The organism is Thermococcus paralvinellae (assembly GCF_000517445.1).
Lineage (GTDB): Archaea > Methanobacteriota_B > Thermococci > Thermococcales > Thermococcaceae > Thermococcus_B > Thermococcus_B paralvinellae.
Genome location: NZ_CP006965.1, coordinates 19,877 through 41,037, shown reverse-complemented (window position 1 = coordinate 41,037; position 21,161 = coordinate 19,877). Strand labels below are relative to the sequence as shown.

The following is a 21,161-nucleotide window of genomic DNA, read 5'->3' as shown; positions in this document are numbered from 1 at the left end:
AAATAATTCTCCTAAAGTTTATATTGTCTCCAGCAGATTCCCCTTAGGTGAGACTTATGAAAGAAGAAATGAGCAGCGTTGACATCAAATACATAGTTGAAGAGCTTAAGTCCCTTAAAGGCGCGAGAATTGACAAGATTTATCATGACGAGAGTGAGATTAGGATTAAGCTCCACAAAGCAGGCGAGGGGAGAAAAGATTTAATCATTGAGGCTGGCAAAAGAATTCACTTGACGAGCTACATAAAAGAAGCTCCAAAGATGCCTTCATCGTTCACGATGCTTCTCCGCAAACACTTAAGCGGCGGCTTTTTTGATGATATTGAGCAGCATGACTTTGACAGAATTGTAAAGATTAAGGTTGGGAACTATACCCTCATAGCTGAGCTCTTTAGGAGAGGAAATATAGTTCTAGTTGATGAAAACAACATTATCATTGGCGCTTTGAGGTATGAGGAATTTAGAGACAGAGCAATAAAGCCAAAGCATGAGTATAAACTCCCCCCAGCAAGGGAGAGCCCTGTAGAAGTGAGCTGGGAAAGATTCCTTGAATTAATTAAAAGCGAAGACGTTGAGATTGTAAGGGCACTGGCAAGAAAGCTGAACATGGGAGGTCTCTACGCAGAGGAAATTCTTCTGAGAGCTGAAATTGACAAGAAAAAGAAAGCAAACAAGCTGAGCGAAGAGGAGCTTAAACTGATTTTTGAGAAGATGAAAGAGGTATTTAACGCTCCAAAGAAGCCAAACATCATATATAAAGATGGGACAATGATTGACGTAGTCCCAATTGAGCTCAAATGGTATGAAAATTATGAGAAAAAATACTTTAAAACATTCAGCGAAGCCCTAGATGAGTACTTTGGAAAGATAACCGTGGAAAAAGCAAAAATTGAGAGAACTAAGCGTTTAGAAGAGAAAAAGAGGCAGATATTAGCAACGCTTAGAAGGCAGGAAGAGCAGATGAAAGGCTTTGAAGCCGAGATGAAGAAAAATCAAGAGCTTGGCGATTTAATATATGCGAATTTCACTTTCATTGATAATCTTTTGAGAGAGTTTTCAAAAGCTGTTGAAAAGCTCGGCTGGGAAGAATTCAAAAAACGCATAGAGGAAGGCAAGAAAGCTGGAAATAAGATAGCCCTGATGGTTAAATCAATAGACCCCAAGGAAAAGGCTGTCACAATTGAAATTGATGGCAAGAAAATTAGGCTGTATCTCAACAAAAGTATTGGCGAAAATGCTGAGATTTATTATGAGAAAGCTAAAAAAGCCAAACACAAGCTCGAAGGAGCAAAGAAGGCTTATGAAGACACCAAGAAGAAACTTCAAGAGATTGAAAAGCTGATTAAAGAAGAAATGAAAAAGGAGGTCAAAGTCAAAAAGTTAGAGAAAAGAAAGAAGAAGTGGTTTGAAAAGTTTAGATGGTTTATAAGCAGTGAAGGATTTCTCGTTATAGGAGGGAAGGATGCAACAACCAATGAAATGGTAGTTAAAAAGCACATGGACGAAAATGACTTGTATTGTCACGCTGATGTTCACGGAGCACCTCACATTGTAATCAAAGACGGACAAAAAGCGAGTGAAAAGACTATATTTGAGGCATGTCAGTTTGCCGTTTCAATGTCAAAAGCATGGAGCGAAGGCGTTTATTCAGCAGATGCCTACTGGGCGTATCCAAATCAAGTTACAAAGAAAGCTCCAAGCGGAGAGTATCTTGGCAAAGGTGCATTTATGGTTTATGGAAAGAGAAACTGGTATCACGGAATTCCCCTCAAGCTGGCAGTTGGGGTAATAAACTACGAGGGAGAAGATTTGGTAATGTGCGGCCCAGTTGATGCTGTTAAAGCCCACACAAAGAGATACATTGTAATAAGACCCGGCGACTTGAAGAAGAGCGAGCTTGTGAAGAAGATTAAGAAGATTCTTGAAAGATGGGGATATAAGGTTGCTGAAGAAGATTTAATGGCAATTCTGCCGCCGGGAGAAGGGGATATAGTGGAGGTGGTGGAATGATAAACCTCTATGCAATAGTTCAGAGAGACTTAGCTAAAGATCTAATCTTTGAAATTGACGATGATATTGTTACGCTTTCAATTAAGGGAGTTATGCTTGCAAGAACTGATTCAAAGAGCTACAACTTCTCATTTGTTGAGATAACAGAGACTGAATTTGTCTTAGCTTTGCAGATGAAAGGATACATAATTTACCTCGGTCTTGAGAGCGATGAGGAAATTGATGAAGATGCGTATCCAGAACTTGTAAGAGCATTAATCCAACAACTTATACCAGTTCTAAACAATTTGATACAAGAGGCAGAAAAGAGCGGATACAAAGGAAAAGCTGATTTGCTGATGGATGATGACATGAGCCCCGACATGAAGGAGTTTTTCTACGAAATGCTCATAAGGCACAAGAAAGATCTACCGCATTATGAGCAGGTTGATGTGGCATAAGGTGATAAAATGAGAGAGAGCAGGTATTACTCATATGTCGTTGGTGAGTTACCCGAGGGATGCAAGCTCTGTGTTAAAGGGGCCAAGTTAGTGCTTTTTACTACAGGTGTATGTCCAAGAGACTGCTTCTACTGTCCTCTTAGCCCTTGGCGTAGAGAGGATGTAGCTTATGCAAATGAGAGACCCATAAAAAGCATAGATGACATTATAGAAGAAGCTAAAATCCAAGAAGCTTTAGGAGCTGGAGTTACCGGAGGAGACCCTCTGGCGAGGCTGGATAGAACAGTAGAATACATCAAAGTTTTGAAGGAGAATTTTGGCAAAAAGTTCCACGTCCATCTCTACACCACTGGGGTTTTAGCAACAAAGGAAAATTTGAAGAAGCTTTACGATGCTGGCTTAGATGAGATTCGCTTTCACCCAGATTTATTTAATCCGAACTCGAAGCTTTTCAAAGTTGAGATTGAGAACATAAAGAACGCTTTTGACTTTGACTGGGACGTTGGCGGAGAAGTTCCAGCTGTTCCAGGACAAGGGGAAAGAATAAGGTGGTTTGCAGAATTTTTAGATAAGCTTGGAGCTAAATTTCTAAACATAAATGAGCTTGAGTTCAGCGAGACGAATCTGAGAGCGCTTATCAACAGAGGATATCAACCAATAAGTAATGAGAGTTCAGCAATTAAAGGGAGCTTAGAGCTCGGACTTGAAATTCTCAGATGGGGTGAAGAGAATACCTCACTTAGCTATCATCTCTGCACTGCAAAGCTGAAGGACGCGATTCAGCTCAAGAACAGGCTGAAAAGGATGGCGAGAAACGTCGCTAAGCCTTACATGGAGATAACTGAAGATGGAACGCTGAAGTTTGCAATAGCGGAATATGAAGATTTGGACGAGCTCTACAACCTTTTAGTTGAAGAAGCTGACGTTCCAGAGGAGTGGCTTTACTTAAACAGGAAAAAGAGAAGGATTGAAATGCCGATTGAAGTTGCCCTTGAATTGGCTGATGCAATAGAGGGGGATGTTAGGTTTTATATCTTGGAGGAGTATCCGACTTGGGATAGAATTGAGGTTGAAAGGACGCCGATAAATTAGCGTTGCTATACAAGCTGACTTAGAAAATGTAGAATATAAGAGGAAAGAAACTAGGAAAACAAAAGCTCACTCAACCTTCTCAATTCCAATCTTTGCGTTCACATCCTCCCAATCAACGACGTAGCCTTTTGGCTCCTCGAAGAACACTTCAACCGCTCTCGTTTCTCTCTTTACGTAGTCGAGCATATCCTTAAGCAACTCTTTGTTCTCCTCGGTTGTCTCAATGTAAACCTTTATTCTGTCGTTGACGTCTAAGTCAAGCCTCTTTCTCATCTCCTGTATTCTTCTGATGAATTCTCTTGCAAGTCCTTCCATCATGAGCTCTCTTGTAAGCGTCTTGTCCACAAAGACCTTTCCGTAATCGAACTCTTCACCAACGAGGAAGTCTGGGAGTTGCTCTTCAACAACTATGTGGTCTCTCTCGAGAGTAAATTCTTTGCCTTCAATCTCAACTTTGAGCTTGCCCTTCATGAGCTTTTCATAAAGCTCTCTGTCGTTCTGCTCATCAATCCACTTAGCTATGAGCTTTGCATCGCCTTTGAAGTGCGGACCGAGCTTTGCGAAGTTTGGTTTGACCCTTATTTCTCTTTCTACCTTTGCGACTTTGACTTCCTTAGCATTGAGCTGGGCTCTCAAAATTCTGTTCAATCTTTCCACAGCTTTCTTTGTAAGCTCATCCTCTGTCTCTATGAGAATCTGTCTGACCGGGTATCTGAGCTTTATCTTTGCTTTTTGTCTCGCTGCCGCTCCCGCCTCAACTATCTTTCTAACTACTGCCATCTCCTTCTCAAGCTCTTCATCCGTGAATTCTTTGACAGGCCAGTCCTCTAGGTGAACGCTCTCCTTTCTGGCAACCATGTTCTGGTAGATTGCCTCCGCTATGTATGGTGTGAACGGTGCCATAAGCCTCAACAGCACATCAAAGACCTTCCAGAGAGTCCAGTATGCAGCCAATTTGTCTGGATCGTCTCCCTCAACCCAGAGCCTCTTTCTTATCAATCTCACATACCATCTGCTTAAGTCCTCAACGACGAAGTCATAGATTCCCCTTGTCGCTCTTGTGAGATAGAATGTCTCTATTCCGTTTGTAACAGTTTCAACTAAGCTGTTCACCCTGCTTAAAATCCACTTATCCTCTTCTCTGAAGGGCAACTCTTCTGGGTTGACCTTCTCTGGTTCAAACTTGTCAAGGCTCATGTAAGTTGCTGCAAGTATGTAGACGTTCCAGAGTATGTTCAACATACGCTTGACTTGAGCTAGTCCCTTCCAGCTGAATCTCAAGTTCTCCCAAGGAGTCGTTGCCCAGAGCATGTAAAAGCGAAAAGCATCTCTTCCCTCTTTCTGTACAACTTCTTCTGGCCTTATGATGTTTCCAAGGCTTTTGCTCATCTTGTCTCCTTTTTCATCGAGAACATAACCGTGCATTGCAACATGTCTGTATGGAACAGTGTCAAAAGCTATGACGCTTGCAGCTTGCTGGGAGTAGAACCACTTTGTAACTTGGTCTTCACCCTCAACTATGAAGTCAGCGGGCCAGAGCTTCTCAAACAGCTCTTTCTCCCTCGGATAGCCGAGAGAAGCCCATGATGCTATTCCGCTGTCAAACCACACGTCAAGGACGTCTTTTACACGCCTCATTTCTTTGCCGTTCACCTTTATTATGAAGGCATCAACGTAAGGTCTGTGCAAGTCTTCTGGACCAAGCTTCTCTTCTATGACTTTGATCTTTTCTTCATAGCTCTCTGGAAGCTCAATCCTTTCGCCGTTCACTTCAATAGCAACGGAAAGCTCAACTAACTCTCTAAAGCTGCCCACAATGTATATCTCACCGTCCTCGCTCTGCCATATTGGTAAGGGTATTCCCCAATATCTCTGACGGCTGATGACCCAGTCTCCACTGTCTCTGACGCCGTTGTCAAACCTTATCTTAACCCAATCTGGATACCATGTGACTTTCTCATCATTTTCTTTGATTATCTGGTCTTTTACTTTACTGACCTTGAGGAACCACTGCTCTGTTGCTCTGAATATGAGAGGAGTCTTACATCTCCAGCAGTGTGGATACTTGTGCTCTATGGTTCCAGCTTTCACGAGAAGACCTTTCTCTTTGAGATACTCTATTATCTCTGGGTCTGCATCCTTGACATAAATGCCTTTCCACTTGCCTTCTACATATCTTCCCTCATCATCAAGAGGGGAATACACTGGCAGTCCATACTTTCTTCCAACCTCAAAGTCTTCTTCACCATGACCTGGTGCCGAATGAACTAATCCTGTACCCTCCCCGAGTGTTACAAAATCACCAAGAATTACGCGGTGAGCCCATTCATACTTCTCTCTAAACTCTTTTTGCCTTGGATACTCCTCAAGGAATATGTGGAAGTATCTGAGTCCTTCAAGGTCTTTTCCTTTGAACTCCTCAACAATCTCTCCTTTAACTCCTATCTCCTCAAGAACTTTATCCACAAGTGCCTTTGCTAGATACCAGTACTCCTCTTTTCCGTCAAGCTCGACCTTAACTTTAACGTAATCATACTCTGGATGAGCCACTACGGCCAGGTTGGCTGGCAGAGTCCATGGTGTAGTCGTCCAGATTAGGAGATACTCATTTTCTTTGCCTTCAAGTGGGAATTTGACATATATACTTGGGTCTTCCCTTATCTTATACTCGCCTCTGACTTCATGCTCAGCCAAAGCTGTCTCACACCTTGGACACCAGTGAAGAACTCTCATGTCTTTCTCAAGTAAGCCCTTCTCCCAAGCTTTCTTAAGAGTAAACCAAGCTGATTCAATGTATTCGTTCTTTATTGTCATATATGGATTATCCCAGTCCATCCAAACGCCGAGCATCTTAAACTGCTCGGTCATTATCTTGAGGTTTTTGAGTGCAAATTCTCTACACTTCTTTATGAAGTTATCAACGCCAATTTTCTCTTCTATATCTTTCTTTATCTTCAGTCCTAAAGCCTGCTCCACTTTAACTTCAATTGGAAGACCATGCATATCAAAACCTGGCTGTCTTCTCACATTGTAACCTTGCATCGTTCTAAACCTTATTATCATGTCCTTGATTATCTTGTTCCAAGCTGTACCAAGGTGTATTGCACCGCTAACATATGGTGGTCCATCCAAAAAGTAGTACTTCGGCCCATTGGCTCTGCTCTGCTTTACCTTTTCGTATATATTGTTTTCAGCCCAAAACTTCTCCATCTTTTCTTCCAATAGCTGGGCATTGTATTCTCTAAATTCTGGTTCCCTTATCATGTTAAAAACCTCCTAAAGTTTGTAGAATAGACTAAGCTAACAGAACAGCCCAAGTTATCATGGGCAAAATGCAAAGCTGAGGATAAATAAATCCCCCCTCATGGACATCGCACCATTTTTGTAGAACTTTACTTATAAGCTTTTTGGATAGTTGTCTGTTGCTCCTAAAGAAGTGGGAAAATATAAAAATATCTAAGCACTATCTTCTGCCTTTCTCTCTTCCTCTGGCTCACCTTTTCTTCTGCTCTCATTCTTGATAACCTGAATCACGTAATCAATGAACTTTCTAACTTCCTCAAGCTCTTCATCTGGTATGTCTTGGATTTTCTTATTTTTGGTCTTGTAGGTGAGAAGTTTAAGCAAAGCTAGTCTTCCCAAAGCAGTTTTTGTGCTTATCTCTCCTTCTTTCCAATCCCTCCAGATTGCATTGGCTATACCATAGAACTCTGGTATACTGTCCAATCCTGGATCCCCATAGTCAATAACCTCTTTTCCTAGATACTTGCATCGTTTTTCCTTTTCTTCTTTTGTAAACTCTTTAGTTCTCTCCTTAATATATTGGTGCACCATACATTGTCACCTCCACTGTAAAATTTGGTCTAAAGGTTTATTAACTTTTTGTTGCTAAAAATTTGGCTCAGATAAGCTTATAAGGAACATTTTAGATTTGCATCTAAACATTAATATGGCGGTGGGAATGAATGATCGAGGTACTTAAGCTACTCATAACATTTGTCCTTGTAATAATTCTTATTCGCCTAAAAGTCCATGTGGGGATTTCAATCTTTGCCGGCTCAATTCTACTGGGAATTCTTTTTGGTTTGACACCATTGGAACTAATTAAAGCCTTTTATTACTCTTCAACTGCCTGGAGCACAGTAAGGTTGATTTTGATTATCGTATTCATAATGGCAATGACAAATGTTTTCTCTCAAATCGGGTATCTCAAAGACATGGAGAAAGCTATCAAAGAGCTGTTTCCTAAAGCTAAATATTCACTTGCAATGCTCCCAGCTCTGATAGGTTTAATGCCAATGCCAGCTGGTGCTTTAGTTTCAGCCCCAATGATTGAAGAAGTCGCCAATAAGCTCAACTTAAAGCCAGAAGAAAAAACCGTTGTAAACTACTGGTTTAGGCATGTCTGGGAATTTTCCTGGCCAATGTATCAAGCTATCATAATTGCCTCAGCCATTTTAGGAATAGCTGTTAGAGATTTCAGCATAAAGATGTTCCCGCTGACTATTTTGATGATAATCATTGGATATGTTCTATTGCTGAGACCAATAAAAGATGAGACATCCGAAACTGGAAACAGAAAGGAGGGGGCAAAACTCCTTTTGAAAGCAACTTATCCAATATTGGTAATTATCCTAGTTTCAATTATTTTGGGATATGACATGGTGTATGGAGCGCTCATTGGGTTTATTTCTGCATTAGCACCCCATTTTAGGAATCTCGATAGAAAGCAGATTCTCAAGCGTGGAGTCCAGCCAAAAATAGTATTTTTGCTTCTTGCTGTTATGTATTTCAAGTATCTTCTTCAAACAACGGGGGCTGTTAGTGCACTGCCAGAAGCAATAATTCAATTAAATCTCCCAGTAACCTTTGTGATAACTCTAACACCATTCATTGTGGGGTTAATGACGGGAATAAGCTTTGCATACGTTGGAATGGCATTTCCGCTTTTACTTCCTTTCTTCACAAGCTTTGATAAAATCGCTCTCGCATATCTCAGCGGTTACATGGGGATGCTATTTAGTCCAGTGCATCTTTGTCTAGTTTTCTCAGCTGAATATTATAAAGCAGAATTAGAAAGAGTTTACAGAAAGCTTTTAGTTCCTGGAGCCGTTTTGTTTATTCTAGGAGTAATATACACTATCTTGCTAAGGTGAGGCCCATGAGAGTAGCAGTTGGTTCAACAAACCCAACAAAAGTCAAAGCTGTTGAAGAAATTATGAGAGAATTTTACGAAAATGTTGAAGTCATAGCAGTTGAGGTTGATAGCGAAGTTGGAGATCAACCAATAGGACTAGAAAAAACAATTGAAGGAGCTATTAACAGAGCTAGGAAGGCTTTAAATAAGACTAATGCAGACTTAGGTGTTGGGATAGAAGCAGGACTTTATGAAGTCCCATACACCATAACCGGATATATGGACATTCAGTTCTGTGCGATTGTTGATAGAGAAGGGAGAATAACCCTAGGTCACGGGCCAGGCTTTGAGTACCCGCCCTATGCCGTTGAACAGGTTTTAAAGGAAATTGCAGTTCCAATGAGTGAACTAAGTGGAGATATAGAGTTAAAAAAGACTATAGGGGCGATAGGCTTTTTAACAAGAGGAAAGTTACTGAGAAAAGAGTTGAACAAACTAGCAGTTTTAATGGCAATGATACCGAGGATAAATGAGGAGATCTATTTTGGGCAATGATTGGACTCCGGAAAAGCTGAAGAAGATGATGAGGTCTAGCCCTGATGAGCCGAAATTGTTTAATACTCTGAAGTCGTAATATATAAATGATAAGATAGTTATGAACAAGTTATTTCTCGATATTGGTAGAGGACTAAGTTTATCTATAAAGCTAATAGCGGCTGGATATTTACTTTACATTTTCTATACTGGAAACAGAAGATCTGCTCTCATTTTGGCATTAGCATGGCTTTCAGCAGCGTTTTCAATTATTTTTGATATTATTGGTATCCAGGATCTGAACTCCATTTTTGAAGCCCTTTTTGCATCTCTACTGTTCTATGGGATTTTAAGAGTGAGTGAAGAAGAAACATTCCACCCAATACCCTCAGAGTTCTATTATGTCGCATCAGTACCGCTTGTAATGACTTTGTATTTAATAGGTATGACAAATCTCAGAGACACCTCAGAATGGATGATCTCTATAGGAGTTCCATACGGACTCTCCGGTTTTTACATATTCCTTGCAGGTGTCCTAACAGTTTCTCTTTCTAGGATTTATCACAAAAAGGCAAGACTACTAGCAATTTCTTTAATGCTGTATGGGGTCCATGAAATGGACTATCCACTTTTAAGACCAGTGGAATGGTTCGCTCCCTTCGGGTTCATTTTAGGCGCGTTTTTTACATTTATGGCTTCCTATTCAATAATCCAATTCGTCAGAACTGAAAGATTTCGGGAGCTACTTAAGAAAGATAATGATGAGCAGAAAATTGAAGTGAATACTGGGGTTTTAATTGTTGATGAAAGTGAATACAGACAGATAAAGGAGTCAATCAGAGATTTTGAAGTTCTTGCATTCTTAAGGGACATCTCAGATGTGCCAGAGAAGTGGGAAGCATACTTTATAACTAACATACCTGGAAAGAACATGAAAACAATATCCCCAACCAATTTAGCAAAAATGGCTGAATTGGCGAACAGGTATCTACGTGCCACTGCTATGATAAATCAACAAGGAGTTATAGTAATCGATTGTCTTGAATATCTTATTATGTATAACAGCTTTGAGTCTATAGTCAAGTTCCTAAGCTCGTTAAGGGATTTTGTAATCATATACAAAGGTTCCCTCATCATTGTGACTAATCCCTCAGCTTGGAGCAAAAAAGAATGGATGCTCCTAAAAAGGCTCTTAGAGTAGTGTGCCCTCCCCGACCGACCTCCGGTCATTTATCCCGAAGGTGTGAGTGGGGAGGGCTAAAAGTTTATATGCACCTATAAATTTAAGGCTTTTCACAGTGGTGGAAAACCATGAGCTTAGAAAACACAATAGCCAAACTCTTTGCATTAGGTGCAGATTTGAGTACAAGAAATGCCGTGAGAATAGCACTTTCATTAATTAGCGAAGACGAAGAACTTACGGATCAAATCTATGTTGAGCTTAAGAATAAGGCCTACAAAAAGGATTTTGCAAAAGTTCCAGTTGAAAAAAGGGCGGTTTTCATCCCACAATGTTTAAGAAACGTTAAAGAATGTCCAGCAGAATTCGGTGAATATGGGTGGAAATGTACCAAGTGCGGAAAGTGCTCAATTGGAGAGATAATTGAGTATGGAGAAAAGCTCGGATACAAGCAGTTTTACATAGTTCCCGGAGGAAGTTTGGTCAAAAAGATTCTCAAGGAAAAAGTTCCGAAGGGAGAGATAAAAGCAGCAATTGGAATTGCCTGCTGGCCTGAACTAGCTGAAGCTGCAGAAAAGCTTTCTATTCTAAAAATACCTCTCCAAGCGGTTCCACTTCTTAAGGCAGGGTGCATAAACACTATTGTTGACATTGAAAGAGTGAAAGAGGTCATGCAGATTGGAATCAAAGATCCAAAGACAGCATCTTCTGTGTCCTCAGATATAAGTGGAACCCCCACCCCAGTTTAATCCTTCTCATTTCTTATTTCATTCCATATAGCGGCTAGAATTAATCCTGCACCAGCATAGCCCTTTAAGCTTAGCACTTCTCTAATTGTTATAAAAGATGCAATGTGCCCAAATATCGGCTCCGCTGAATAAATCAGAGCTGCTTTATAAGCTTTCGTCTCCTTCTGATACTTAATTTGGAGCGTAAACGCTATAACCGTGGCAAAAAGCGATGTGTAAAGAATGCCAACCCAAGGAAGATAATTGGTTGGAAATTTAAAGCCTTCTACAATTCCAGCATACGTAAAAGAGAACACAAAGTTCCAGAATATTTGCCAAAATGCTAGGCTAAGGTAATCCTTTTCTCCAAATTTTTGGACTAAAACTATCTGAAAAGCAAAAGAGAGTGCGCATAAAACAGTAAGCAGATCTCCTTTGTTGAACTTTAGACTTGCCCCAGAGATTAAATAGAGCCCTATAACTGCGATAATTAACGAAACAAAATCCCTAAGCTCAAGCTTATCTTTAAGAATGAAATAAGCTATGAATGGAGTAAATACAACATAGAGAGATGTTATAAATGCAGAATTTGATGCTGTCGTATATTTTAAGCCGATTATTTGGAATCCGTGCCCAAAAAAGAGAGTTATACCCAAAATAAAGCCCTCCTTAAGTGTGTCTCTTCGCAGAACTTTATTTCCAAAGATTAAAAGCATTAGGAGTGATGCAATACCAAAGCGATATGCTAAGAAAAGAATCGGGGAAATGTAGTCAAGACTAACCTTCATTGCTGGAAAAGTGAATCCCCATATTGCAGTGATGCCCAAAAGTACTGCTTCAGCTTTTTTCATCGAAATGACCTCACTCTTTAAGTTATAAATGTATTTTCAGATTCTAATTTAAACGCTTTGATTGGCATAAAGGATATATACCTCATAAGCATAAAAATCTTTTTAGGTGTATACCATGGGAGAAGAAACAAAAAATGAGGAAAGGATTTGGATTCTTATAACCCCAGATAAGTGCAGTGGCTGCAGATTGTGTGAGGTCGCTTGTTCTTTAGAGCATGAAGGCATAATATGGCCAGAAGCCTCCCGTATAAGGATTTACGAGCTGTTACCGGGTGTAAACGTTCCACACACTTGCGTCCAGTGTCCTGATTATCCTTGTGTGAACGCCTGCAATTTTGGTGCATTAGGCATTGATGAAAAAACCGGAGCTGTTCTCGTTGATGAGGAAAAGTGCACAGAGTGCGGAGCCTGTGTTTTAGCTTGCCCTGGAAAAGTTCCCAGAATTCCAACTGGAAAAGGCAGTGTTGTCATCTGCGACTTATGCGGCGGGAATCCAAAGTGTGTTGAAGTCTGTCATGAAGCTGGTCATGATGCTCTAACACTTGTCAAGGGCAACTACCGCTCAATATACAGAACTTTTGCAAAAGAACCAATTGAGAAGAGCATGGATTTAGCGAGAAAAATGTATGGAGAAGAGTTTGTGAGGTGAATAGGATGTACGGCTATACTGGAAAGCTCATTGATGTTGATTTAAGCAGGGAAAAAATAGAGGTTGTCGAAATTAATGAAGAGATATTGAAGAAGTTCTATGGTGGGAGGGGATTAGGCACTTACATCCTCTGGAGAGAGCTTGGAGATAGATGGGAAAAAGTTGATCCTCTTGGTGAAGAAAACCTCCTGCTAATTTTAACAGGACCTTTAACAGGCTATTACCCCGGAATGAAAACTGCCGTCGTATCTAAGTCTCCAGAAAGTAATGGAGTTGTTGGGAGCGTTTTAAGTAGTGAAGTCGGGCTTGAGCTCAAAGCCTCAGGATACGATGGAATAATCATCAGAGGAAAAGCGAAAGAGCCAGTTTATCTCTTCGTCAATGATGATACAATTGAAATCAGGGATGCAAGCAAATACTGGGGAATGAATGGTGTTGAAGTCGTTAAGACCCTAACAAAAGACATTCATGAAGAACTCAAAAAGAAGGAGAAGCTTAGAGGAATTCCCAAGGAGCCTACGGTTATGTACATTGGTAGAGGAGGAGAGAATAAAGTCCGCTTTGCGGCGATAATGACCAAGCTGATGCACGCTGCTGGCTACGGTGGTTTTGGAGCTGTGATGGGAAGTAAGATGCTGAAGGCTGTAGTGGTCAAGGGGAGCAAAGCTTTACCTCCCGTGTATGATAAAGAGAAGTTCAAAACTATGCTGAGAGAGTTTCAAAGAGAGCTTTTGACACTTACAACGTTTAGACAATGGGGAACTGGGGCTGGTGGCTACAGCGTTGGAAAAGACCGCTCGAGTGAGCCGATAAAGAACTGGCAGGAGGAATATCATGATAATGAAGAAATTAGTGTCGTGAACTTTGAACTTAAAGCATGGATAAAGAAGTACTGGGCAGATTATGGATGTCCAGTGAACTGTATGAAAATTTCATATTTAAGGTATGGGCCATACAAGGGCGCAATCACAGATGCACCTGATTATGAACTCATGGCATATATGGGAACCAATTTAGGAATCTTTGAGCCAGAAAAGATTGTATACCTCTCATATTTAGTTGACGAATATGGGCTAGATGGGATAAATGCCGGAAACACCTTAGGCTTTGCTGCTGAGCTTTATCAGAGAGGCATATTGACGAAAGATGACTTGGGCTTTGAGCTTAAGTGGGGAGATGAAAAGGGATTTGCGAAGCTGATTGAGATGATTGTGAACAAAGAAGGAATAGGAAAAATCTTGGCTGAAGGAACTTACAGAGCGGCGTTGAAGATAAGTGAAATGAAAGGTACAGATGCCCTAAAATATGCGGTTCATGTTAAGGGCATTGGCGTAGGTGCACATGGAATTAGAAGTAACCTCGATTATACCAAAGATATAAGCTATGCTGCATCTGTGCAAGGGGGAGACCACACAGCAACCGCTGGACTGCCTGCGAGGAGCTATGAAGGTGAATTGGTCAACGCTTTCTATGACTCAGCAGTGATATGTATGTTTGTTACAAAACCCGGATTTGAGAGAATAATAGAGTTTGGGAATGCAGTCACAGGCTTTGACTTAACCTCAGATAAGTGGTTCAATGAAACTGGACTGAGAATAATTCACCTCCAGAGAATTCTCCTCTTACTCGGAGGGCCAGATGTTTACTGGGATCCAAGAAAAGATGATGATAATCCAACAAGATTCTATGAGCCACTGCCAAGCGGACCAGTGAAAGGGAAAGCCCCCACAAGAGAAGATATTAAAGAAAAGCTCAAGCAGTACTATGAAGAGATTGGCTATGATGAAAACGGCATCCCTAAGGAAGAAGTCCTCGAAGAGATTGGCTTAGAGGAAGCAAAAAGAGAAGTTAGGAGAATAAAGAAACGCTTGGGAGTTTAACCATTTTTATTTTTCTTGTTTAACTTTTAGTTTTAATTTAAAAAATCTTATTAAGCATTCCCGATAAAACCAAAATTGGTGATTTCAAATGCCTGATTTGAAGTTTTCAATCATAGGCGAAGGTGTATCCCCGACGAAAACTATCGCAAAAGTTAGAAACTTTGAAGTTATCGTTGACGAACCTCCCAGTCTGGGAGGAACAGATGCCGGGCCTAATCCAGTGGAATACCTTTTAGTAGCTTTAGCGGGCTGTTTAAACGTTGTAGGACACTTAGTAGCAAAAGAGATGGGATTTACTATCAATTCACTAAAAATTAAAATCTCAGGGACTTTAGACCCGACCAAATTCATGGGTAAGGGCGGCGAGAGGCAGGTTATAAGGAAGTGAGCGTTAACTTAATAGTTGACACTGAGGTCGATGAAAAGACTTTAGAGGAATGGATCAAGCACGTTGAAGAAAGGTGTCCTGTAAGCGACACTATAGCAAATCCTACCCCAGTTAAGATCGAAGTTCAGAAAGCTTAGCTGTTTTCTTTTTAACCTTAGGTTCAGAAAAGGCTTTTATTCTTCTCACTTATTTTTCCATCGGTGAGATAAATGTGGAGAGAAGAACTTGAAAAAAGAGGCTATCTTGAAAACGATGAAATACTCATTGAGCTCACGATCGGAGGAGAATGCGGCGAATATTTGCCAAGCTTAGCTTTATATGACAAGGAGAGTGACACGTGGTACTACTTTGACAATGACATTCCTCCTGGCATGACTCAAGAGGAAGCCATGAGAAATGCCCTTGAATTCTTTGAAAAACTCGTAGTTGGGCTTGAAAAACCAAAGCTAAAGCTGTCCCCAATTAGAGAAGCCCCAAAAGAAGTTTATGAAAAGCTCAATCGCTTTTTACAGGGGTTGAGAAATGAAGATAAAGATTAGACTATATGGAGAGCTCGCATTAAAATTCTCTCCAGAATTCGAGATTGAAATTGAGGAAGGCTCTACTGTTGAAGATTTGCTTAGAAAGCTAAAGATAAGTGCAGAGGAACACCATATACTCGTAAACGAGCGCAAAGTTGGAAAAAGCTATAGGTTAAGGGAAAGTGACTATGTAAAGCTCCTACCAGTGGTTTATGGAGGCTACTCCCCGGGACCATGAATGCACTGGAAGTTCATCGTCAGATACAAATCCACAAGACCTTTCTCAATGTTCTCCCTGATTTTGGGTAAAACCATCTCAAGTTCGCTCTCACTGAGAGGCTTTTTGTCCCTTAGTCTCTTGATTTTACCATCGTTCTTGTCAAGGATTATTATCTCATCTTCAACAACAAGCGGAAGATAATTCATCCTAATTCCATAAAGCTCTTCAGCAAAGCTCATTCTAGCTCTCAGCATTGTAAGATAGTTTTTAAGCTCAAGCTTGTCCACGAACTCCACCAGTCTAAACTTATTAGGGCACCCTTATTAAGTTATCGAGTTAAAGACATGGGCACAACTGACCTCCTCCCTGCCGTGATGGGCGAGGGTTCCAACTAGTTAACCCCTCGCCATGGGCGGGAAGGTTTGAGGGATCTCCATCGGGAACCCTTTCAAGGGTTCCCTGAACCCCTCGGGCTCGGTCTTGAGCCCATTACCCCTACCTGCCGTTAACCCAGGCTAGGGGTTATCGTTCTAACAACCTTCCTCAAAATATTAAAAGCACCAACTAAATCAGCATTCATTACAAGCCCCTCTGCGGGACACTTGAATAATCCCCTAACGAGTCTAGCCCCGTTGTGGGGCTTCCCACAGAGGGGACAAGTTTGAGAAGTAAAAGCCTCATCAACCAAGACAACTTGAATACTATACTCCTCCGAGACTTCTTTCAATCTTTGAATCACCGTGTTGAAACGCCAGATGTGGGAGAGAATGAAATTCTGCTTCCTCCCTTTGTCAGAGTTTCTTGCGATTTCTTTTGGATAACCGATCACGATTCTGCTAACGCCTAATTGATAAAGCCTCTCAACAGTTTGTCTAACTACAGTGTTAATGTAATGCTTGGCTTGGAGTTTAGCTTTTTCGTGCATTCTCTTCAATCTTCTGCTCCCCTTACAGCCTGACTTGTTGAGTTTTGACTGGTACTCGGCAATTTTGCGTTGCCAGTAAAAGACAATGCTTTTTAGCGGTCTTCCGTTCACCAGAAAACTTTCTCCATTCTCGACGTAAACTGCCATTAAGTTGTTCACTCCCAAGTCTATTCCCGCTGAAAGGTTTCCTAACGGTTCTTTTGGAAGTTTAACCCATTCACCACGGATTAGCTTTTCCTCAACGTTAAAGCTTATGTGAGCATACCATTTCCTTTTGACATCATCATAAATTATTTCAAGCCTTCCTTGTTTGCCCCTCAAGTGAATTCTACCCTTGAATTGGACTTCCAATTGCTTAAATTTACCAAGACCTTTCAAAATCAGCTTGTTTTCCTCAATCTTGTATTGGTCGTTCCTTAAAACTATCAACGGCTTTCTCTTCCCGTTTTCCTTTTGATAGTTTGGTGGTTTTGGTTTCATCCACTTGGGAAGTTCTCTCCGCTTTTTGATTAGAGAGAAGAATGACTTCCAGCTTTCAGCATTCTTTCTGCAAATCTGCTGAACAGTTGCGGAGCCAATTTCTTTTTTGTATTTCTCATAGACTACTTTTTCCGTTTTGTTAAAATCAACTTTTTCATGATTGAAGAATTGTCTTCTCCTCAAATAATTCACTTCATTCCAAACTTTTGCTCCAGTGTCAGCTAACTCGAAGAGAATTCTTTCAACTTCTTTCGATGCTTGGAGTTTTACAGTTACCGTCCTCTTCGTTTTAACTCACGCTCCCATTGGGTTTCGACATAGTGTTTAACAATCTCATCAGTTATGTATCCAACTGAAGCAACAAAATAAGAGCGAGACCATAATCTTCCTCTAGTAGTTTTTGCCCTCAGTTCGGGGAATTCCATTAAAAGTTTTCTTGCACTCTTCCCCTTCAAGTGATTTACGATTTGTGCAGGTGAGAGGTTAGGTTTTGCCCTGAGGAAAATGTGAACGTGGTCAGGCATCACTTCGAGAGAAATTACCTCACAGCCAATTTCTTCAGCATACTCCTTGAGCATTTGCTTTAATCTCTCAGCAACTTTTCCAACAAGAATATCCCTGCTGTATTTTGGTATCCATATAAAGTGATAGATTATTAAGTGTTTTGCATGCCTAGTTGAACTAAACTTTGGTAGTTTATCCTCCATATTGAACCCTCTAATGTATGATATGCACTTGGAGTTTAAATACTTTTTGCTTTCCTGCTAAAGGGCTCGTTGGAAGATTTCCTATACCCCGCCCTAAAGGGCGAGGTTTGGAAAAGAAAGTAATTTATACCAGCTAAAACAACTCACTCAAGGTGATATCATGTTTCAAAAATTTGGGTATCACTTTCACGCATATCAGCCCGGAGATATAATTTATATCCATGACGGCTCTGGATGGGATCCGATAAAATACTCCGAAAGATTAAGCCCAGTATCGCTGAGAATCAGAGATATAGAAGTCAAAGGCAGAAACTGGACAAGAGCAATCATTAAAGCTTACGAATACGTGGATGATACGTTAATGTTGCTCAAAAAAGGAAGTGTAAGTGTTGATTTTGAGCCTTTCACATTGTATATGGTTCTACGGTATAAACCCAAAATTTATGGGGAGATTGTAGAAACATTTCAAAACTATGTTGAAGCTGTTCCAACGGTTCCTTTTCATCCAATAATGCCCCATTTAAGCATTTTTGAGCAGAAAATTTTAGCCAAGGTTTCTTTTGACTTTTATGAGCCATTTATAAAGGACAAAAGCGTCGTTGGCTTCTGGCTTCCCGAGAATGTGATAACCAGAAAAACTGCTGGAATAATTACAGAAGCAACGGATAAGGGGATTGTTTTTCTGCTGGATGAGAGGCAATTTGTAGGGTTAAACTTGCCCCAAGCAAAGTTTTCATGCAACACGTACAAATGTGATGGCAGAACAGCATTCCTATTTGGTAGAGACCACCAGCTGAGTGATGCTTTTGCGTTCAATACCCTGGACGCTGAGGGACTCATAAGAGCGGTTGCTGAAGGGAGAGTGGATGTTTTCAAAGAGAAAGAGGGAATTCCCTACTTGGTGTTTCTTTCAAGCGACTTGGAAGCTTTACTCAGCAATCCGCAGCAACTTGATAAATTTTTGAAATGGGTCAAAGGGCTGAAGGAAAAGGGAGTCGAGGCAGTAAATGCCGTTGAATTCGTAAGGAAGAAGCTTAGTGCAGAGTATAAGTGTTTAGAGGGAGAATGCAGCGAGCAGTTTAGAATAAACGTTAAAGACTACTCCAGCTGGAGCGACTATTACGACTTGAGCATAGATGGAAGGACTAGTGATATGAGATGGACCGGAGTGAGGAGAGAAGATAACAAAGTAATAAACCGCTGGCATAAAGGGAAAAAAGTATCCCAGCTCTGGAAGTTTGCACTTACAAAGCTCTTCCGAGAGCTTAACAGGGCAGTTCGTTTTGGGGTTATGGATTTGATCAAAAAGTACTCAAATGCTGATGACGACAGCATAGAAGAGTTCCTAGTAAGATATGCCAGAATATTTTTCAGGGAGCACTACGAGTATTTTGATTTAGATACAAGCGTTGATTACGTAACTGAACCAATAAAAGACGTTGATCCAGCTTTAAGCCTAAAACTTGGAAGGATTTACTACATAATGCTTTTGGCAAATCACTCATGTCCAAGATTCTGGGAGAACATAGACACGAGGGTGACCTTTGGAAATGTTGTAGCTATAAGCAAAGCTCTAATTGAGCTAATAGAAATCTACATTGAAGAAAATAGCGAAAGGGCAAACTTTTTACTGCTTGAATACATGAAGCTGTTAGCATTTCCACAGCTTTACTATGACTATGATTTATTCAGAATGCAAGGTTTGGAAGGATGGGAAACAAGTGAAGAAGCGTGGTTTGCTTCGCTTGAAAGTGAAGTCCCCAACAGCAAGTATAACGTAGTTACAAGAGCGGCCTTATACATTGGAAAGGAAGATCTGCCGCAGGATATTAGGAGTGCTATAGAAAGCCTCTATGATTTAAAGCAAGCAGTAGCTGATACAGGACACATTTCCGGTGAGAGACACGGAGAATGGGAAAACAAGGAATGGTGTGAGCACAGAAGTGTCTAGCCTTTTAAATTCCATTTTTCTCTGCTTAGGAACAGATACGCCTCATCGCTAAGCTCTGGAGGGACAAAATTAATTAGGATGTCCGCTCTCATTATATACTCCTTAACTTGTTTTCCTAAAGAAACCTGATTTTTCTCCAAAAGCTCTCTAATGACATCAACTATACCCTCCTTTACCACCTTCTCTGAATACAAACGCTTTCCGCGAATCCAGACTTTCTGATTCTTTGAGTAAAACCTTAGCCCTCTCTCCGTAAAGAACTCCGGACCAGGTTTAATCTCAATTCTTGACCTTTCAACCCTATCAACTTCGAGCATTATGAACGCTTTGTCTTTGTATCCCCAGTGAGTCTCAAACACTCTAAAGCCTTGAAGCTCTAGGGCTTTCATAAATCCTTTCGCACTCTTTTCCAGCTGGGGTAAAAGTAAATCATCGATTAAATCTGGCTTCTTAAAGAGCAAAGTTACAAGCTTTGTTCCTTTTTCTCTTAAGACTTTCTTATAGTCCCCAATTTGCTTATGTTCCGGGAAGAAAAACTCTCTTGTGGGCTTTTCTAGGAACTGCTTGGCTTTAAAATAAAAGATCCCAAATTTTTCCCAGCTTAAAGCTGAGGCAACGTTTCTTCTTGGATCGACGGGATCAATTACTATTAGCGGAACATCAGCATCAGCCTCTCTCTTCACAGTTTTCATCGCTACCTCCGGCTCTTTCTTCAGCCAGCCTTCCAAATCAATGATCTTCTGCCTAAGCATGAAATCGTGGTTCTCAAGGACTTTAAGAAACGAGCCATATTTTATTATCAAGAGTTCGGTGAGATAACCCGAAAATCCTTTGATATAAATCTCGCTACCGTAAACATTAATACCCTTGAAGAACTTCTTCAAAAGCCTAACTTCATCATTTTTACTGTTTAGATGTTTTAAAATCCATTTTGTGTGAAGAATTGACCTGTCAACAGCAGTTTTCACTTCCCTCCAGTCTCTCACATTATAACACGGCACTAAGTCAACTTTAAATCCCCTATAAAGAGCTCTAACATAAGGATGCTCAGCATAGGCAACCTCATATTTCCCAAGCTTTTCCCCAATAGCTTTTGCAAGTCCTAAACCCCTCTCCCTCAGCTCTTCCAATGGAGTTTCGGGAGGAAATGCTAAAAAAAGATCAATATCATGATCTCCAGCCAGATAGGTATCTTTAGCTAAGGAGCCAACGAAGTAGGGCTCAACATCATAACCAAAGGCAGCTATTATTTCTCTTGCAATACCTTCAACTTCCCCTTTTATCTTCTCAACAAGCTCTCTCTCCTCTTTACTTGGCTTGATTTCTTTAAGAACTTGGTCTAAAAGTTCTTTCATTTTGACTTCACCTTTTATCCTCTAGTATGTGTTTGTTTTTGTTAATCTTTCTTTAAAGTTGCTATCTTTTCATCTACAGTTTGATATTTTAGTATCAAAATATTTATATATTAT

At 40.6% G+C, this 21,161-nt stretch carries 20 protein-coding genes and 1 pseudogene; 14 read left to right on the top strand and 7 right to left on the bottom strand.

The genetic code is table 11. The features are described 5' to 3' along the window. Positions 1 to 56: 56 nt before the first annotated feature. From rqcH to TES1_RS00195, 3 genes are read left to right on the top strand one after another with little or no spacing between them, the layout of a single operon-like run. On the top strand, positions 57 to 2,009 hold the full coding sequence (rqcH, locus tag TES1_RS00205; RefSeq protein WP_042679136.1) for a ribosome rescue protein RqcH: 1,953 nt from the start codon (positions 57 to 59) through the stop codon (positions 2,007 to 2,009). After that, positions 2,006 to 2,449 (top strand): hypothetical protein, encoded by a 444-nt coding sequence (locus tag TES1_RS00200; RefSeq protein WP_042679134.1) that lies wholly within the window; start codon positions 2,006 to 2,008, stop codon positions 2,447 to 2,449. The genes rqcH and TES1_RS00200 overlap by 4 nt, the downstream gene beginning before the upstream one ends. Before the next feature lie 9 nt (positions 2,450 to 2,458). Next, the gene (locus TES1_RS00195) at positions 2,459 to 3,541 is read left to right on the top strand and encodes a radical SAM protein (RefSeq protein WP_042679132.1); all 1,083 of its coding nucleotides are present in this window, start codon (positions 2,459 to 2,461) and stop codon (positions 3,539 to 3,541) included. Between the two features lie 66 nt (positions 3,542 to 3,607). Here TES1_RS00195 and ileS read toward each other — a convergent pair whose 3' ends face one another. Both ileS and TES1_RS00185 read right to left on the bottom strand, forming a co-directional pair. Beyond that, on the bottom strand, positions 3,608 to 6,805 hold the full coding sequence (gene ileS / locus TES1_RS00190; protein ID WP_042679130.1) for an isoleucine--tRNA ligase: 3,198 nt from the start codon (positions 6,803 to 6,805) through the stop codon (positions 3,608 to 3,610). 192 nt (positions 6,806 to 6,997) lie between these two features. Next, on the bottom strand, positions 6,998 to 7,375 hold the full coding sequence (locus TES1_RS00185; protein ID WP_042679129.1) for a hypothetical protein: 378 nt from the start codon (positions 7,373 to 7,375) through the stop codon (positions 6,998 to 7,000). Positions 7,376 to 7,506: 131 nt separating this feature from the next. Here TES1_RS00185 and TES1_RS00180 point away from each other — a divergent pair, with 131 nt between their 5' ends. The 4 genes from TES1_RS00180 (at position 7,507) to TES1_RS00165 (ending at position 11,141) form a co-directional block, all read left to right on the top strand. Further along, the gene (locus TES1_RS00180) at positions 7,507 to 8,697 is read left to right on the top strand and encodes a TIGR00529 family membrane protein (protein ID WP_042679127.1); all 1,191 of its coding nucleotides are present in this window, start codon (positions 7,507 to 7,509) and stop codon (positions 8,695 to 8,697) included. A 5-nt stretch (positions 8,698 to 8,702) separates the two neighbouring features. After that, on the top strand, positions 8,703 to 9,233 hold the full coding sequence (gene yjjX, locus TES1_RS00175; RefSeq protein ID WP_042679125.1) for an inosine/xanthosine triphosphatase: 531 nt from the start codon (positions 8,703 to 8,705) through the stop codon (positions 9,231 to 9,233). Between the two features lie 100 nt (positions 9,234 to 9,333). Further along, the gene (locus TES1_RS00170) at positions 9,334 to 10,413 is read left to right on the top strand and encodes a DUF835 domain-containing protein (protein ID WP_042679123.1); all 1,080 of its coding nucleotides are present in this window, start codon (positions 9,334 to 9,336) and stop codon (positions 10,411 to 10,413) included. Positions 10,414 to 10,523: 110 nt separating this feature from the next. Continuing rightward, the gene (locus tag TES1_RS00165) at positions 10,524 to 11,141 is read left to right on the top strand and encodes a DUF116 domain-containing protein (protein WP_042679120.1); all 618 of its coding nucleotides are present in this window, start codon (positions 10,524 to 10,526) and stop codon (positions 11,139 to 11,141) included. Here TES1_RS00165 and TES1_RS00160 read toward each other — a convergent pair. Beyond that, positions 11,138 to 11,971, bottom strand: coding sequence for a DMT family transporter (locus TES1_RS00160; RefSeq protein WP_042679118.1), 834 nt, complete (start codon positions 11,969 to 11,971; stop codon positions 11,138 to 11,140). The two genes, TES1_RS00165 and TES1_RS00160, sit on opposite strands and share 4 nt — an antisense overlap. A 115-nt stretch (positions 11,972 to 12,086) precedes the next feature. On the opposite strand from TES1_RS00160, the gene TES1_RS00155 reads away from it, so the two are divergent. From TES1_RS00155 to TES1_RS00135, 6 genes are all read left to right on the top strand, one after another. Then, positions 12,087 to 12,620 (top strand): 4Fe-4S dicluster domain-containing protein, encoded by a 534-nt coding sequence (locus TES1_RS00155; protein ID WP_042679116.1) that lies wholly within the window; start codon positions 12,087 to 12,089, stop codon positions 12,618 to 12,620. Between the two features lie 5 nt (positions 12,621 to 12,625). Further along, the gene (locus tag TES1_RS00150; protein WP_042679114.1) at positions 12,626 to 14,500 is read left to right on the top strand and encodes an aldehyde ferredoxin oxidoreductase family protein; all 1,875 of its coding nucleotides are present in this window, start codon (positions 12,626 to 12,628) and stop codon (positions 14,498 to 14,500) included. 88 nt (positions 14,501 to 14,588) lie between these two features. Continuing rightward, complete coding sequence (locus tag TES1_RS00145) at positions 14,589 to 14,888, top strand: OsmC family protein (RefSeq protein WP_320406865.1); 300 nt, start codon at positions 14,589 to 14,591, stop codon at positions 14,886 to 14,888. Then, positions 14,885 to 15,025, top strand: coding sequence for an OsmC family protein (locus TES1_RS11210; protein WP_320406864.1), 141 nt, complete (start codon positions 14,885 to 14,887; stop codon positions 15,023 to 15,025). The genes TES1_RS00145 and TES1_RS11210 overlap by 4 nt, the downstream gene beginning before the upstream one ends. Before the next feature lie 72 nt (positions 15,026 to 15,097). After that, positions 15,098 to 15,427, top strand: a complete 330-nt coding sequence (locus TES1_RS00140) for a hypothetical protein (protein ID WP_042679112.1) — start codon at positions 15,098 to 15,100, stop codon at positions 15,425 to 15,427. Continuing rightward, entirely contained in the window at positions 15,411 to 15,647 is a 237-nt protein-coding gene (locus TES1_RS00135) for a MoaD/ThiS family protein (protein ID WP_042679110.1), read from the top strand. The genes TES1_RS00140 and TES1_RS00135 overlap by 17 nt, the downstream gene beginning before the upstream one ends. On the opposite strand, the gene TES1_RS00130 is transcribed toward TES1_RS00135, so the two are convergent. The 3 genes and pseudogenes from TES1_RS00130 to tnpA form a co-directional block, all read right to left on the bottom strand. Continuing rightward, the gene (locus TES1_RS00130) at positions 15,629 to 15,883 is read right to left on the bottom strand and encodes a hypothetical protein (RefSeq protein WP_084340053.1); all 255 of its coding nucleotides are present in this window, start codon (positions 15,881 to 15,883) and stop codon (positions 15,629 to 15,631) included. The two genes, TES1_RS00135 and TES1_RS00130, sit on opposite strands and share 19 nt — an antisense overlap. Positions 15,884 to 16,024: 141 nt before the next feature. Then, positions 16,025 to 17,271: pseudogene (locus TES1_RS00125) on the bottom strand (RNA-guided endonuclease InsQ/TnpB family protein). Positions 17,272 to 17,306: 35 nt separating this feature from the next. Further along, the gene (gene tnpA, locus TES1_RS00120) at positions 17,307 to 17,741 is read right to left on the bottom strand and encodes an IS200/IS605 family transposase (protein WP_042679104.1); all 435 of its coding nucleotides are present in this window, start codon (positions 17,739 to 17,741) and stop codon (positions 17,307 to 17,309) included. 160 nt (positions 17,742 to 17,901) lie between these two features. Between tnpA and TES1_RS00115 the strand changes: the two genes are divergently transcribed. Next, on the top strand, positions 17,902 to 19,692 hold the full coding sequence (locus tag TES1_RS00115) for a polysaccharide deacetylase family protein (RefSeq protein WP_042679102.1): 1,791 nt from the start codon (positions 17,902 to 17,904) through the stop codon (positions 19,690 to 19,692). Here the strand turns inward: TES1_RS00115 and cca are convergent. Beyond that, positions 19,689 to 21,047, bottom strand: coding sequence for a CCA tRNA nucleotidyltransferase (gene cca, locus TES1_RS00110; RefSeq protein ID WP_042679100.1), 1,359 nt, complete (start codon positions 21,045 to 21,047; stop codon positions 19,689 to 19,691). The two genes, TES1_RS00115 and cca, sit on opposite strands and share 4 nt — an antisense overlap. Positions 21,048 to 21,161 lie beyond the last annotated feature (114 nt).

Coding starts and splice junctions, on each gene's coding strand:
- tnpA (WP_042679104.1), bottom strand. CDS start 17,741: ATGGAGGATAAACTACCAAAGTTTAGTTCAACTAGGCATGCAAAACAC.
- TES1_RS00200 (WP_042679134.1), top strand. CDS start 2,006: ATGATAAACCTCTATGCAATAGTTCAGAGAGACTTAGCTAAAGATCTA.
- TES1_RS00170 (WP_042679123.1), top strand. CDS start 9,334: ATGAACAAGTTATTTCTCGATATTGGTAGAGGACTAAGTTTATCTATA.
- TES1_RS00185 (WP_042679129.1), bottom strand. CDS start 7,375: ATGGTGCACCAATATATTAAGGAGAGAACTAAAGAGTTTACAAAAGAA.
- TES1_RS00160 (WP_042679118.1), bottom strand. CDS start 11,971: ATGAAAAAAGCTGAAGCAGTACTTTTGGGCATCACTGCAATATGGGGA.
- TES1_RS00130 (WP_084340053.1), bottom strand. CDS start 15,883: ATGCTGAGAGCTAGAATGAGCTTTGCTGAAGAGCTTTATGGAATTAGG.
- TES1_RS00180 (WP_042679127.1), top strand. CDS start 7,507: ATGATCGAGGTACTTAAGCTACTCATAACATTTGTCCTTGTAATAATT.
- TES1_RS00195 (WP_042679132.1), top strand. CDS start 2,459: ATGAGAGAGAGCAGGTATTACTCATATGTCGTTGGTGAGTTACCCGAG.
- TES1_RS00140 (WP_042679112.1), top strand. CDS start 15,098: ATGTGGAGAGAAGAACTTGAAAAAAGAGGCTATCTTGAAAACGATGAA.
- TES1_RS00135 (WP_042679110.1), top strand. CDS start 15,411: ATGAAGATAAAGATTAGACTATATGGAGAGCTCGCATTAAAATTCTCT.
- cca (WP_042679100.1), bottom strand. CDS start 21,047: ATGAAAGAACTTTTAGACCAAGTTCTTAAAGAAATCAAGCCAAGTAAA.
- TES1_RS00155 (WP_042679116.1), top strand. CDS start 12,087: ATGGGAGAAGAAACAAAAAATGAGGAAAGGATTTGGATTCTTATAACC.
- rqcH (WP_042679136.1), top strand. CDS start 57: ATGAAAGAAGAAATGAGCAGCGTTGACATCAAATACATAGTTGAAGAG.
- TES1_RS00150 (WP_042679114.1), top strand. CDS start 12,626: ATGTACGGCTATACTGGAAAGCTCATTGATGTTGATTTAAGCAGGGAA.
- yjjX (WP_042679125.1), top strand. CDS start 8,703: ATGAGAGTAGCAGTTGGTTCAACAAACCCAACAAAAGTCAAAGCTGTT.
- TES1_RS00165 (WP_042679120.1), top strand. CDS start 10,524: ATGAGCTTAGAAAACACAATAGCCAAACTCTTTGCATTAGGTGCAGAT.
- TES1_RS00115 (WP_042679102.1), top strand. CDS start 17,902: ATGTTTCAAAAATTTGGGTATCACTTTCACGCATATCAGCCCGGAGAT.
- TES1_RS00145 (WP_320406865.1), top strand. CDS start 14,589: ATGCCTGATTTGAAGTTTTCAATCATAGGCGAAGGTGTATCCCCGACG.
- ileS (WP_042679130.1), bottom strand. CDS start 6,805: ATGATAAGGGAACCAGAATTTAGAGAATACAATGCCCAGCTATTGGAA.